Origin of the sequence: Clostridium sp. 29_15 (assembly GCF_001916075.1) — a bacterium.
Taxonomy (GTDB): domain Bacteria; phylum Bacillota; class Clostridia; order Clostridiales; family Clostridiaceae; genus Clostridium; species Clostridium lentum.
The window spans coordinates 48782-62539 of the sequence record NZ_MNRT01000017.1 but is presented as its reverse complement, the minus strand read 5'-3'; the positions used below and the strand labels follow the sequence as shown (position 1 = coordinate 62539).

Below are 13758 nucleotides of genomic sequence, written 5' to 3'. Positions count from 1 at the left end.
GTATCTTCCAAAAAGAAAATACCGATAAAGCCCTAAAATACGGGATATATCGGCATTTACCAACTTATGAAAAGATAATCAGAAATTTAGTAAGTTTTTTATTGAAAAATTCAATAAATATATCTTTTTTATAAAATATTACAATAAAAGTTTGTTTATAAAAGAACTTGTGAAAGTTGGGAATTTAAAGTAAGATATATAAAGATAAAAGTAGGAGTGAAGGAAATGCATAATGTAGATGAAATATTAGCTATGAATAAAAAATTATCAAGTAAGAAAGAAATTAAATTTACTTTAGATGGATGTTTATCTGATTTAACTAAGGAGCGATTAAGTAAAATAGCAGCTTCATATGAGATTCCTCAGAGATCTAAAATGAAAAAGGATCAATTGGTGGAGGCAATAAGGATAGCAATAATGGAGCCATCAGCACTGATTAAAAAATTAAATGGCTTTGATAAGGAAAATCTTCAGTTATTAGATAACTTAAAGAATAAAGAATATATAGTTTCAACTGAAATTTCTTTATTAAGCTATGTACCATTATTAAATTATGGTGTAATATTTACATATTTAAAAAATGAAGACGTATTTATGGTAATGCCGAAAGAAGTAAAAGAGGCTTTAAATGATATGAGTAATGATGAAGATAGCCAAAGATATTTTGAAGTAGTAAAGTATATTGTAGCTTTTGCAGAAGCTTATGGTGTATATGAATCAGAGATACTTGTAGAGACTTTCAATCTTCATAATGAAGAAAAATTATCATTAGAAGAATTTAATAGCATATTTGAAAAGTATGCAGCTTCTAGCAAAATAGTGAAACCATATAAAGAGCACATTATTGAAAGCATTTTATTATATAATATAGAATCTTTAGAGCAATTGCTTGAAAATAGAAAGAAAATAGCAGAATACTATAAATTAGATAAAGAAAAGATAGATGCTTATAGTAAAGAATTCTATTGCCATATGACTGAAGCACATACAAGTCTTTATGAAACATTTTTAAAATTATGTGCCAATAAGGATATAGCAGATAAATTATTTAAAGATATCTGTGGACCATTAGTATTTTTGGATGTAAATATCCAATATGTAATATCTGAATTAAAGAAGAGAAATATCCAATTTAATACTATGGTTGAGTTCCAAAATGTTGTGGCTAAAATTCAAAAAGTAAATAAGAATACAAGAAAGTGGAGCTATAAGGGATATACAGAAAATGAATTAGCTTTAATTCCAAACAAGAAGCTTTTAGGAAGAAATGAACCTTGCTTATGTGGTAGTGGAAGAAAGTATAAGAAATGCTGTGGAAGATAAATTTTAAGGGGTTATTGTCTGACAATAACTCTTTTTTTAACGCTATAGATGTATAAAAGTGTATTTTTTTCATAATAATGAGTAAACTAATAGTTAGATAGATTTTATCTAATAAGAAAGTAGAGATTAATAAGATTGGACTACAGTAGGTTATACAGCGATGATTATAAAAAGGTTCAAGGAAGATTAGTTTACTTGAACCTTTTTCAATGGGTTTGATTAATATTAGATTTTCATTTGTTTAACAAGATAAAAGCTTATTGCTTAATCAATTTAATGGGGTAATAGAAATTAAACTTATTTGCTGCTTTAAAGTTTCATATTGAGCTTGTAGAGCTGATAAACTATTAGCCAAAGGGGTGATGTTTTCTTCGATAAACTTTGAAATATTAGGATTTTCTAAAGTGTTAAGCCTTGTATTCACTTTTTCTATGGCAGAAGAATTATTAAGATTAATTTCATTTATTGATGATTTAAGAGTGTTTACTGAATTATTAAGTGAATTTATCATAGGTAAAAAATCAGATGAATCTGAAATGATAGAAAGTTTAACTTCAATTTCAGCCAAGTGATCAACGATTGAGGCAATAGTTTCATCATTTTTATTTAAAATGTTTTTTAATATATCGTCATTAAGCTTTAAAGTATTTATGATATCATTAAAAGCATCTAATTTTTCTTCTAAATTTGAAATCTTACTGGAAAGTTCAGAATTAGTATCAGAAGCTTGCGGAACAGGAATATTGTCAGCAGTAGCTTTCACCAAGGATTCTAAAGATGAGTACTTGGTATTAAGATCTTCAACTGAAGTTTTTAAATCTGTAAGCATTGAAGTATCAATACTGTTTTCAATAGTATTTTTAGATGGTAAATTTTTAGAAATCTCAGTTGGTATATTTGTCACTATCTTATCAGTATTTTCTGGAGCAGTATTAACTTTGTTAGATACTGTTTCAATGGTTATATAAGGGGGATTAACTGAGTTACTACTTAAAAACTGAAGCATGGATGTATATTTTTCTTGTGAACTTTCTAAGGCAATACCATAAAAGTTATTATTGGTATTTTTTATTATATAAGTAATATCTAGTTCCATATATTTTCCTACATCTGAAGGATTTACAGAAAAGTTTAATGAATTAAAATTGTTTATTTCAGGCCTATTGTTCCAATTAGCTGTATAGCCCATAAATGGTGATGTAAGTGTGGAAATTTTAAAGTTTGCCTGCATATTATTATATACACGGATATTATTTAAAAAGATATTTAAGCTTATCTTCTTTATGTTGTCTACATCAACAAGAGGCAATGAAAAATTTAATAATGTCTTATAAATATCATAAGTATATAAATTAACATAAAATACACCACTTAATAAAAATTCATTTTTAAAAAATGTATTATTGTTTCTAAGTTTCTCTACATATGTGCAAGAAAGATTAGTTATTTTAATTATATCACTCAAAGTCAAAATCCTTTCTAATTATTAATAGTCACATTTATAATATGAAAATCATCAGCATTAAGTTCAAGTTAATTAAATAATAGGAGAGATAGGGTTTTTAAAAGTATAAAAAATAGATGGATAGCTAATGGCTTTATTATTGCTATTATATTGGCAACGATAAAAAGGTTTAAAATCTGCTTGTTTATTTTCCAGTGGAGTACTCCAAGTCTTACCTGAGTTTTTTGATTTACAGGTGAGAAGAACAGTACCTTCTATCCATTGCAGGTAAAGAGTAGAGTTTTTTACTAATAGGTTAGGAAATGAACATATTGTTTTTTTATTTAAATGTATGTATTGGTGATTAAGAACAGAAATGTTATCAGTAGCTTCATTAAAATACATACAATAATATTTATTATTATTTGCTTCTGCAAATGTTATATGATACTGCTTGTTAGTAGTTTTTAAGATAGATAAATAGACTTTTTCTCTTTTAGTCATTGTAATAGGTATAGCCTCTGTCCACTTTTTATCAGCTAAGTTAAAGTTGGATAAGAAAATTTCAGAGCATTTATTAATTTTTTTTAAGAAAAAAATAGTAGGAATATCATTATCCCATGAAACTGAGAAATTAGTAAGAAGGAAGTAATTTAAAGTGCTAATAGTTGATTTATACCATGTAGTACCATCGTAATAAAAGTGAAATAAAGTACAGTAATTAGTTTTAGAAACATTAACTAGATAGAAGAATACATGAATGATATTATGAGGAAATTTTTTTATATATGGAAATTTAACAGAGTTTTTCCGTCCATTAAATGTTAATATATCTGTTTTAATAATATATTGATCATTTGAATAAATATATATCAAAGAACCTCTTTTACTATTTATAAGACCATATATAGAATCATTTTTATCAATATCAAAATAAGTATCTGCAAAGCCTTGGGAGCCTGAAATTATCTTTTTTGAAGAAATAATATTAAATTTATTATCATAATTATTGAGAGAAACTCCATTTATAAGAGAAATTTCACTGACATTTTTATTTGATTTTATCAAATAAGTTTTAAATTCTTTCTCAAAGGACATATGAACCCCCTATTATATATTTATCTATAATATAGCATATGAAGTAAATATAAATAGTTGTAATCATTAAAAATAATAAGTTTATCCATATATTTATTAATAAACTTATTATTTTTTTATTGGGAACAAATAATTCCTTTTTTCATAGTATGAAGTATAAAAAAATGTCATAAATGATTATTGGAAAATAGAGGAAAACAATGAGCGATTATAGAAAAAGTATGAATAGTGATTGTGAAGAGGCAACAGTAGTAGAGCCTTGTGGTGAGGATAACTATAAAGACAATTGTGATCCAGTATATTCAGAAGAATTAGAAGTTGAGTGTGGAAATATAGATACTGCAGATTGTGTAGCTATTTTAGCAGAAAAAATCTTTGATTGTACTACATTGCAAAACTTGCAATTTATAGACAAAGAGCATAATTTTACAATAGATAGCTACGTAGAAGATGATCCAAGATACTGTTATAGAGATGGTGATTCTGTATGTATAGATTCAATTTCTCTTTGTTATGATCATATAGGAATTAAAGATGATGCAGCAGAAGAAAATGCTGAAGCAGACTGTAATGATGATGGAAATATAACAATAAGTTATAACTTAAAAAATAGATGCTTAGAAGCTAGTGTAGGATCAGGATATGTAGCAGGAGATACTGTATTATATGATGAATTTGAAGGAGTAATATCTAATTCAGATACTAGAAGATGTAATTCTGAATCTACTACTGAAACACCAGTAACAAAAGCTAGAGTATTTAAGGCTGGAATTAATTATTATGCTCATAATTTATGTTTAAAAATAAGAGGAAGAATAGGTTGTAGAAGATTTACAGGTACAGCTCAAATAGAAGCTGATGACAATGGAATAACTAAAATAACTTCAGCATCAGATGAAGGATTAAATTTCTGCCCTGTTAATTTATATGGAAGAATCAGTAGACCAGCTGATACAAAAGCTAAATTAAAGGTTGAGCTTGATACTTGTTTATCAGCAGATTGTGTAGAAACTAATGATTTATTCGATTCAAGTAATAGTGATGAAGAAGGAAATCCACAGATTACAGCTGTAGTAGGATATTCATTCTTAGTAAATCATAAATTACGACATACAATAGAGGAAGAATTAGCTGTATTTGTAAGTCGTAATGGTGTAAGAGGTAATGAGCCTGATAATGATTCAGATTGCATAGACTAAATTTCACATATAAATAATAAAAATTAATACACAAATGCTATAAGGTGATATTAAAAATAAGGCGATTTAAAGAAAATTTAAATCGTCTTTTTTTGTCTTATTTTGTAAATAAATTATAAGGAAATACATAGTATAAAGTATAAAACTAATGAGTTAAAAAACTTTATGATAATAACAGGAGGAACCTTAAAAATGAAATATAATTGCAATGATGAAGAAGTTATGGAAAGATGCGGAACTGAGAGAAACATGAAGGATAATTGTGAAACAGAGCCAGGAGAAGAAATAGAAATTGAATGTGGAAGCATAGATGATGCAGTTTGTGTTGGTATTTTAGTTGATAAAGTATTTGATTGTGCAACTGGACAACAATGTCCACAATATTCAAATAAAGACGAAGAATTTACTTTAACAGGAGATTCTTCTTGGAGAAGAGGCGGATATGAAGAAGGTGCTTCTATTTGTATAGATTCAATTGGATTATGTTATGATTATATTGGACTACAAGATGAAATGCCAAGAGTAGAGGGTGGACAAATAACTGTTAAATATGATGCAATTCCTAAAGAATTTACTTCAGTAGAAGGTACAGAATTTAATCATCCAAATGGAGAAACTTTATATACTGAATTTGAAGGATCAGTTTCAAAAATTCCTTGTTCATTTAGAAGTAATAATTCAGATGATGACGAAGCAGTAAAAAGAACAGTATTTAAAGGAAACATTCCTTTCCATGCTGCTAATCTAAAAGTAATGATTTCAGGAAGAATTGGATGTAAGAAATTTACAGCTACGAAAGAATATGATGATATAGTTGAAATTACTAAATCAGATGAAGAAGGTGGATTAAACTTTTCACCAGCTAGCCTTTATACTAGAGTAAGTGCTCCTAGTGATGGAAGAATTGTTAAGAGTAATATAAGATTTGATGCATGCTTAGCAGTTGAATGTGCAACAACTGATGATGTATATTCAGAAGATAATGATGGTATAATTCGTGCTAACGTTAACTACTCATTTGTAACAAGTGGAAGAGTACGTCATACTACAAATGAAGAAATAGCAGTATTCACAAATCCTAATGGCGTTGAATGTAGAGAACCTGATAATGATTCTTCATGTTTATAAAAAATAAAATATAAAAGATAAAAAGTTATTGCAATTTGTAATAATTATAATTAAAAGTGGGTTAATAAAAATTAACTCACTTTTTAAAAGCAAAAAATATATAACATATTAAAAAATATGAACAATTTTTTTTATTTCTCATAGTATATAGTATAAAACAAAAGAATAATAAAAAATGTACAAAGGAGAAATTTGTTATGAATAATTGTGTAAAGAAAAATGGAAAACCTCACTCAGAATTAGTTTGTACTGATGAACCAGGGCTTGCTTTATTAAAGAGCAAGACTGTTCCAATAGTTGACCGTGATATAGCGCTAAATATAATAGGGACAGATAGAACAAAATTAGCTGAAATATCAATCGACACATCAAAATTAAATAATCCTACAATTTTAGTTATGTTCTCAGGATTATACGTTCCATTTGCAGCAATTCATCTTGGAGCAAGAATAACATTATATAAACAGACAGGAATTAAAAATAATAAAAAATGCTGTTCACAAAGAGACGATAATGGAGATAGAGGAGATGTATTACTATCACATCCACTAAGAGCAATACAAATTAATTTAAGTGAAGATGATTTTGTTTTTACAGCAGATCAATTCTCTTATATGTATACAGATGCAGTAGGAAATTATGAAGTTTCAGACGTATGTGATGAAGATTCTGGCATAGTAAGATATTCTCTTTATTTAGAGAGAGGTCCAGAGATTAGTATAGATGGAGATTTAAAGAATATAACTTTAGCAGCTTTAGCAGTCGAAAAGAATTAGTTTTTATAATAAAAAAGATAATAATTTAATAGGAGCCATTTATATGGCTCCTTTTTAGCTTATTATGAAATATAAGAATTATATATGTTATCAATTAAGTTTTTTATGGCTGTACCTATTTGTGGATAAGCACCATCTTTTAAGTTGGCAAGAGATACTCTAATAGACCATTTTGAAGAAGCAAAGCCATCACCATTTAATAAGATTACTCCATGATATTTGGCCAAATCATATAGTAAATCAAAGGTGCTATAGTTTTCTTTTATGTGTTCAGCAAAAGTGTTGCCGTATTTCATTAAGGCTATATCTAATATGTTTAACTCAGTATAATAAGCTGCATCATGGCGGCTTTTCTCATATTCAAGTTCTAATCCATTAAATAATAAATTTTTTCTGCTTTTACAAATATCCTTTGTAAGTTGTTTGTAAGTATTTTCCTTATCTATTAAGGCGAATAGTGAGAAAAATGCCATTTGCACTTGTTGTGGTGTAGAAAGTCCAGCAGTATGATTTAAGGCAACTTGTCTGCTGTCAGCCACTAATCTATCCATAAATGAAATCTCAGTTGGATTTTGGCATAAATGTTTGTAACGTTCATTTAATTCATTTTTCATATCTGGTGATAGTTTTTTAATAAGGTCATTAAATATATTTTTTTCATTTAAAAAGATAGTTCCTAATCTCCAGCCAGTTACACCAAAATATTTTGAGTATGAATAAACACCTAAAGTATTATATGGTAGTTCACTAACTAATGAATGGAAGTTATCAACAAATGTACAATATACATCATCTGTAACTATCATTAACTCAGGATTATGTTCTTTAACTACAGAAATAAGGTTATCTTTGCAGTCTCTGCTTAAAGCAACGGAAGCTGGATTATTTGGGTTTACCACAAATAATACCTTGATATTTTTATTCTTAAGTTTATTTAATTCTTCTTTTGGATATTGCCATGTTGGATTTCCATTTTCATCCACCTCATTTGCTTTTATATTTATAACATTAAACTTATAGTTAGGTAAATGAGGTATTTCTAAATAAGGTGTAAATATAGGAGTCATTAAAGCAATGGTATCACCAGATTTTAAAAGGTTATTTACAACTAATGAATCAAAGATATAACACATTGCAGCAGTACCACCTTCTACAGCAAATACTTCAAAATTACTTTCAAATTCTTTGTTTTGGCATAATTCCTTCATTAAATAATTATGTACTATTTTTTCAATATGTATAAGCATTTTGTCTGGTACAGGATAATTATCTCCGATAATTCCATCAGTAAGTTCAAAAATATATTCATCTGAATTAAAATTCATTTCTTCAGTTCCATATTTTAAAATATTAGTTAATAATTTTATAGCAGATGTTTGGGGAGAGTTTTCTAAAAATTCTTGGAATCTTTTAGCAATACCTTTCTTTTCAGGCATTCCTGCCAAATCATCTTTGCACCAAGTTCTTTGCGTCTCTTTTATAGCAAATTGGCCAAAGGTAAAAAATGCTTCTCTTGGTGTGGATGCAGTCCAGTTGGGATTTCCCCTTCCAGCATCAAGAATATCATCATTATTTTCTTGTGCCAGACGTATCAATTTATCTTTAAATTCAAATGGACTTATTTGACCATAAATTTTTTGTAATTCATCTTTTGGTAAATTCATTATCAATATCTCCTAACTTTAATTTGATAGAGTATATTTTATCAATTAATTTTTAAAAACACAAATATTTACTGAGCAAAATTAAAAAATGATAATAAAATGTAGAAAAAAATAATAAATTATTGATATACATATTATTAATATATATTAAAATTATTAATATGATATAATTATCATTAGTAAAATTATAAAAATAATAAAAAAGTATAAAAGTGAGAGATAAAAATGGACTATAACAAATTGAGTTTAGATATACATGAAAAAAATAAAGGAAAAATTCAAGTAGTTTCAAAGGTAAAGGTTGAGAACAGGGAAGATTTAAGTGTAGCCTATACTCCTGGTGTAGCAGAACCTTGTAGAAGGATTAGTGAAAATAAAGAAGATGTTTATAAGTATACAGCAAAAGGAAATCTTGTGGCGGTAGTATCTGATGGTAGTGCAGTATTAGGACTAGGAGATATTGGACCTGAAGCTGCTATGCCCGTTATGGAAGGAAAGGCAATACTATTTAAAGAATTTGCTGATATTGATGCTTTTCCAATATGTTTAGCAACAAAAGATGTTAATGAAATAGTTAAGACAGTAAAATATTTAGCACCAACTTTTGGAGGAATTAATTTAGAGGATATATCTGCTCCAAGATGTTTTGAGATTGAAAGAATATTAAAGAAAGAGCTTGATATACCAGTATTCCATGATGATCAGCATGGAACTGCCATTGTGGTTTTAGCAGGAATAATTAACGCTTTAAAGCTAGTTAATAAATCAATAAATGAAGCTAATGTTGTAATAAATGGAGCTGGTTCAGCTGGAATATCAATATGCAAACTTTTGTTGGAAGTAGGTATTGGCAATGTGGTTTTAGTAGATATGAAAGGAGCTTTAGCTTTAGGAGAGCAATGGATGAATCCAGAACAAACTATTATGGCAGAAAAGACTAATAAGTATGATGAAAGAGGAAGCTTGCAAGAAATTATTAAGGGCAAAGATATATTTATAGGAGTGTCTGCCCCTAATATTGTATCAGCAGAAATGGTTAGTACTATGGCCAATGATGCAATTGTTTTTGCCATGGCAAACCCAGTGCCTGAAATTATGCCTGATGAAGCTAAAAAAGGTAATGCTAGAGTTATAGCAACTGGTAGATCAGACTTTCCAAATCAAATTAATAATGTGCTTGTATTTCCAGGAATATTTAGAGGGGCTTTAGATGTTAGAGCTAAAGATATTACTGAAGAAATGAAGATAGCAGCAGCAAAAGCTATTGCTTCAATTGTTACTGATGAAGAATTAAGTGAAGAGTATATTATTCCTAATGCTTTCGATAAAAGAGTAGTAAAGGCTGTTTCAGCATCAGTTTCAAAAGCAGCATATAAATAATTTAATGAATAATAAAATCCTTAAAAGGCAATTCTCTTAAGGATTTTTTATATTTTTTTGAATATTAATATAGTGTATACTAAAAAATATTTTTTATGAATTTATTTTAAATTTAAAAGAATTGATAAGGATTTAAAAACTGAATGGTTATAATCTTGATGTAGCGATACATCTAATACGTCATATAATTTTTGCAGCTGCTTTATAACTTGATCTAGATATAAATCATTTTTTACAAGTAGATATATCTTGCTAGTCTTTCCATCACCAACTTCTCCACATAATATTCCTTCAAGATTAAATCCTCTTCTGGCAAAAAGATTGGTAATATGACTCATTACTCCAGGATGATTCCTAACATGAAGTTCAATAAGATAAAAATCAGTATTAATCATTTATAGGTATACCTCCTATCATTTCAGTATTGGCAGCACCAGGTGGAACCATAGGATAAATATTTTCATCATCATTAATTGGAATATTAATAACAGCAGGTCCAATTTCAGTGAGCAAAGCTGTGAGTTTTTCAAGTGGATCACTTTCATTACTTAAATCATAACCTTTGATGCCAAAGCCTTCAGCAATGGTTTTAAAATTTGGATTGAAGATAAATTCAGAAGCAATATAGTGTTTATGATAAAATAAGTTTTGCTGTTGACGAACTAATCCAAGATGATGATTATTGATAATTAATAGTTTTATATTAGATTTTGTTTCTGCTAATGTGGCTAATTCTTGAATATTCATAAGTATGGACCCATCTCCACTAAAGGAAATAATGAGCTTTTGAGGATTATATAGAGATGCTCCTATAGCTGCCGGGAGGGCAAAGCCCATGGTACCTAGTCCACCGGAAGTTAATAGTGTTTTTGGATATTTAAATGGATATCTTTGAGCAGTCCACATTTGATGTTGTCCCACATCTGTTACTATAATAGAATCATCAGGTATTTTATCAGCTACAAAAGAAATGATATTAGCAGGATGCATAGGGTCATCATATGAAGGTAATGGATATTTATTTTTAAAGCAATTAATACGTTGTATCCAGCTAGTTCTAGGATTTTCATCTATGTAGCCAATAATTGCTTTTAAAAATGAATTAATGGAGCAATTCATAGATATACTACTATTTTTAACTTTATTTATTTCCGATTCATCAATATCTACATGAATAATTGATGCCTTAGGGCAGAATTTTTTTATATCGCCAGTGGCTCTGTCATCAAATCTTACCCCAAAAGCTAATATTAGGTCTGCTTCATTTATTAAAAGATTAGTAAATGGACAGCCGTGCATACCTAGCATTCCTAAATATAATTCATCATCAGCAGAGAATGCTCCAAGGCCCATCAATGTTAATGCTACAGGAATATTATTTTTCTTAGCTAAGTCATAAAGATATTTTGAGGAATTAGAACTTATAATTCCGCCACCTGCATATATAATTGGCCTTTTGGCTTTATTAATTTGTGTTCCAATATATGATAAAGCATGGGTATTAGGTATATCTATATCCACTTTATTTTCTTCTATAGAAGGAAATTTCTTAAACTCAATCACTTCGCTTTGAATATTTTTCGGAAAATCTATTAAAACAGGGCCAGGTCGACCTTCCGTAGCAATTTTAAAAGCTTCTGGAACAATATAAAATATGTCTTCAATTTTTCTTATTATAAAATTATGCTTGGTAATAGGAATAGTAAGTCCATAAGCATCAACTTCCTGAAAAGCATCAGTACCGATGGCTGAATAAGGGACTTGTCCAGTGATGGCAACCATAGGTATGGAATCTAGCTTGGCATCAGCTATAGCAGTAAGGAGGTTAGTGGCACCAGGACCAGAAGTAGCAAGGCATACACCTATCTTATTGGAAGATCTGGAAATACCTTGAGCAATGAAGCCAGCACCTTGTTCATGTCTAGATAATATATGTTTAATATTGCTATTATATAGTGCATCATATATAGGTAAATTAAAACCGCCAGGAATTCCAGCTATATATTCTACCCCTTGTTTTTCTAAAAGTTTTACTAATATTTCTGCTCCATTATATTTCATAAAAAAACTCCTTTAAAAAGATACCTCATCATGAAGAAGAGGAAGAAAAATTTTACATAAAAGTAGTAAGCCTTTACGTAGCCATAAAAGTTTATATAAATATATGCAGATAAAATTAATTTTAATAATAATTTTTTATGTGTATAATAATAGATAAAATACATTAAAAAGAGGGATAGGAATGGAACTAGTAAAAACATACGAAGAATATAATGAATTAAATAAGGAATACGTGAAGTTTATTCAAATGGTTATGGAAAGTGATATTGCAAATTATGATGATATAATTATGAATAATCTTGAAAAGTATAGTGAATTATTTGAAGAGTTAAAGTTAAGATGTGATAAGGTAGAAGTGGAAGAAAAAGATATTGATAATTTAAGAGATTTAAATTATTTAGCTTTAGATACTTTATTCTTGACAATGGATTTAAAGAATTTTTATAAATTAGGTGAAAGTGAAAGATTCAAAATGAGAGCTGTAAATTATATTAATAAGAGAAGTAGAGGGCAAATTTTATAAGTAAAGTTAAAAATACTGTATCAACTTAACATTTGATACAGTATTTTCTATTTTATAATCACCATTTTTATTGTAGTGCTTTTTTATCTTCTCATCATCTTAGTAGATTGTTGTCTAGCTTTCTTTATTTGGCTATGATCAAAAGGATGAAGGTCTTTTTTTGTTGTTAAGTTTGCTATATTAGAAACAAGAATATTTTCTGAGTTAGCTTTTCCTTTAATACCTTTTAATCCCATTATAATAACTTTATGACCTTGATTTACATCAATAAATTGAGGCTTTTTAAACCATTTATTCTGTTTATATTCACATTTTACAACTTGTTTACCAACTTCAGGTTTAACAACTAAAAATACATGTAATTTATTAAAAATTCCTAGAATGCTTTTAACTTCAGTTTTAACTGATAAAATTGTTCCAGCTACACTTGTCATTCTATCTCCGTATTTTTCCATATAAGCATCTGAGTAGTATTTAGTCATTTTATCTTTGAAACCCATTCAAAAAACTCCTTTTACTATAAATATAATATATTTATTCAATGAAATAACCCTGACTCAAGGCTGAGTATTATGTTGAGTTAATCATGTATAAGCTTTACAAATTTAAATTATTTAAGTTGATTATATCATATAAAGGTACTTTGATAAACAAAAATGAAAGAAAACTTCATAAATAAACTTATGAATATATAAGAATTTATTGTTAAATATGGATATAAATAAAGTATAATTATAGTATAATGACAAATATTTCCAAAGTGAAATTTTTAAGGAGGTCTTATGGGAAAAATAATTAAAAGAGCAATAGAAAAAGATAAGTTATTAAATGAACTGGAAACAAATATAAAAAGTGGTGGGCGGATTGTATGTATCAATGGATATATAAATGAAGAGGGACAGATGATAGTGATTTATACTATTGAGCATGATGAAGTTAGGGAAATTCTTAAATTGGAAGATCAAAGAGAAATACCTACAGCTACAAGCATATATATAGGAGCTGCTTGGTTTGAAGAGGAAATAGAAGAGATGATGCCAGTAAAGTTTATTGGGCTTAAAAGAAGTGGAAGATTATTTTTGCCAGATGAATTTAAAAATGGAGAAGGAAAAATATTAGTATTGCCTTTAAATGAACTTAAAAAATTAAAGGATAGTTAGGA

13 protein-coding genes are annotated in these 13758 nt (G+C 28.1%); 7 read left to right on the top strand and 6 right to left on the bottom strand.

Annotated elements, in window-relative coordinates:
- Positions 1-225 precede the first annotated feature (225 nt).
- Entirely contained in the window at positions 226-1323 is a 1098-nt protein-coding gene (locus tag BHW04_RS02425; protein ID WP_302698742.1) for an SEC-C metal-binding domain-containing protein, read from the top strand.
- Between the two features lie 268 nt (positions 1324-1591).
- Here BHW04_RS02425 and BHW04_RS02420 read toward each other — a convergent pair whose 3' ends face one another.
- Both BHW04_RS02420 and BHW04_RS02415 read right to left on the bottom strand, forming a co-directional pair.
- Entirely contained in the window at positions 1592-2788 is a 1197-nt protein-coding gene (locus BHW04_RS02420) for a DNRLRE domain-containing protein (RefSeq protein WP_302698740.1), read from the bottom strand.
- Between the two features lie 72 nt (positions 2789-2860).
- Positions 2861-3865, bottom strand: coding sequence for a hypothetical protein (locus BHW04_RS02415; protein ID WP_302630987.1), 1005 nt, complete (start codon positions 3863-3865; stop codon positions 2861-2863).
- A gap of 200 nt (positions 3866-4065) precedes the next feature.
- Here BHW04_RS02415 and BHW04_RS02410 point away from each other — a divergent pair, with 200 nt between their 5' ends.
- From BHW04_RS02410 to BHW04_RS02400, 3 genes are all read left to right on the top strand, one after another.
- The gene (locus BHW04_RS02410) at positions 4066-5064 is read left to right on the top strand and encodes a hypothetical protein (RefSeq protein ID WP_302623583.1); all 999 of its coding nucleotides are present in this window, start codon (positions 4066-4068) and stop codon (positions 5062-5064) included.
- 192 nt (positions 5065-5256) lie between these two features.
- Positions 5257-6192, top strand: coding sequence for a hypothetical protein (locus BHW04_RS02405; RefSeq protein WP_302623584.1), 936 nt, complete (start codon positions 5257-5259; stop codon positions 6190-6192).
- A gap of 197 nt (positions 6193-6389) precedes the next feature.
- Positions 6390-6968: a hypothetical protein gene (locus tag BHW04_RS02400; protein ID WP_302623585.1), complete on the top strand. Its 579-nt coding sequence runs from the start codon at positions 6390-6392 to the stop codon at positions 6966-6968.
- A 62-nt stretch (positions 6969-7030) separates the two neighbouring features.
- Here the strand turns inward: BHW04_RS02400 and aspD are convergent, their stop codons facing one another.
- Complete coding sequence (gene aspD, locus BHW04_RS02395; RefSeq protein ID WP_441294413.1) at positions 7031-8632, bottom strand: aspartate 4-decarboxylase; 1602 nt, start codon at positions 8630-8632, stop codon at positions 7031-7033.
- A gap of 225 nt (positions 8633-8857) precedes the next feature.
- Here aspD and BHW04_RS02390 point away from each other — a divergent pair, with 225 nt between their 5' ends.
- On the top strand, positions 8858-10012 hold the full coding sequence (locus BHW04_RS02390) for an NAD(P)-dependent malic enzyme (protein ID WP_022211519.1): 1155 nt from the start codon (positions 8858-8860) through the stop codon (positions 10010-10012).
- A gap of 101 nt (positions 10013-10113) precedes the next feature.
- Here the strand turns inward: BHW04_RS02390 and BHW04_RS02385 are convergent, their stop codons facing one another.
- Together BHW04_RS02385 and ilvB are read right to left on the bottom strand one after the other, a co-directional pair.
- Entirely contained in the window at positions 10114-10407 is a 294-nt protein-coding gene (locus tag BHW04_RS02385) for an ACT domain-containing protein (RefSeq protein WP_022211520.1), read from the bottom strand.
- Positions 10400-12073: a biosynthetic-type acetolactate synthase large subunit gene (gene ilvB / locus BHW04_RS02380; RefSeq protein WP_302698737.1), complete on the bottom strand. Its 1674-nt coding sequence runs from the start codon at positions 12071-12073 to the stop codon at positions 10400-10402. Before ilvB ends, BHW04_RS02385 begins: the two co-directional genes overlap by 8 nt.
- A gap of 181 nt (positions 12074-12254) precedes the next feature.
- On the opposite strand from ilvB, the gene BHW04_RS02375 reads away from it, so the two are divergent.
- A complete protein-coding gene (locus BHW04_RS02375) occupies positions 12255-12596 on the top strand; it encodes a hypothetical protein (protein ID WP_022211522.1) in 342 nt (113 codons plus the stop codon).
- A gap of 83 nt (positions 12597-12679) precedes the next feature.
- On the opposite strand, the gene BHW04_RS02370 is transcribed toward BHW04_RS02375, so the two are convergent.
- Entirely contained in the window at positions 12680-13096 is a 417-nt protein-coding gene (locus BHW04_RS02370; protein ID WP_022211523.1) for a hypothetical protein, read from the bottom strand.
- A gap of 282 nt (positions 13097-13378) precedes the next feature.
- Between BHW04_RS02370 and BHW04_RS02365 the strand changes: the two genes are divergently transcribed.
- On the top strand, positions 13379-13756 hold the full coding sequence (locus BHW04_RS02365) for an NADH-quinone oxidoreductase subunit C (RefSeq protein ID WP_302632605.1): 378 nt from the start codon (positions 13379-13381) through the stop codon (positions 13754-13756).
- Positions 13757-13758: the final 2 nt, after the last annotated feature.

What these genes read in the sequence shown, in the direction of transcription:
- BHW04_RS02425 (WP_302698742.1), top strand. Translation starts at nt 226, where the DNA reads ATGCATAATGTAGATGAAATATTAGCTATGAATAAAAAATTATCAAGT.
- BHW04_RS02415 (WP_302630987.1), bottom strand. Translation starts at nt 3,865, where the DNA reads ATGTCCTTTGAGAAAGAATTTAAAACTTATTTGATAAAATCAAATAAA.
- BHW04_RS02410 (WP_302623583.1), top strand. Translation starts at nt 4,066, where the DNA reads ATGAGCGATTATAGAAAAAGTATGAATAGTGATTGTGAAGAGGCAACA.
- BHW04_RS02405 (WP_302623584.1), top strand. Translation starts at nt 5,257, where the DNA reads ATGAAATATAATTGCAATGATGAAGAAGTTATGGAAAGATGCGGAACT.
- BHW04_RS02400 (WP_302623585.1), top strand. Translation starts at nt 6,390, where the DNA reads ATGAATAATTGTGTAAAGAAAAATGGAAAACCTCACTCAGAATTAGTT.
- aspD (WP_441294413.1), bottom strand. Translation starts at nt 8,632, where the DNA reads ATGAATTTACCAAAAGATGAATTACAAAAAATTTATGGTCAAATAAGT.
- BHW04_RS02390 (WP_022211519.1), top strand. Translation starts at nt 8,858, where the DNA reads ATGGACTATAACAAATTGAGTTTAGATATACATGAAAAAAATAAAGGA.
- BHW04_RS02385 (WP_022211520.1), bottom strand. Translation starts at nt 10,407, where the DNA reads ATGATTAATACTGATTTTTATCTTATTGAACTTCATGTTAGGAATCAT.
- ilvB (WP_302698737.1), bottom strand. Translation starts at nt 12,073, where the DNA reads ATGAAATATAATGGAGCAGAAATATTAGTAAAACTTTTAGAAAAACAA.
- BHW04_RS02375 (WP_022211522.1), top strand. Translation starts at nt 12,255, where the DNA reads ATGGAACTAGTAAAAACATACGAAGAATATAATGAATTAAATAAGGAA.
- BHW04_RS02370 (WP_022211523.1), bottom strand. Translation starts at nt 13,096, where the DNA reads ATGGGTTTCAAAGATAAAATGACTAAATACTACTCAGATGCTTATATG.
- BHW04_RS02365 (WP_302632605.1), top strand. Translation starts at nt 13,379, where the DNA reads ATGGGAAAAATAATTAAAAGAGCAATAGAAAAAGATAAGTTATTAAAT.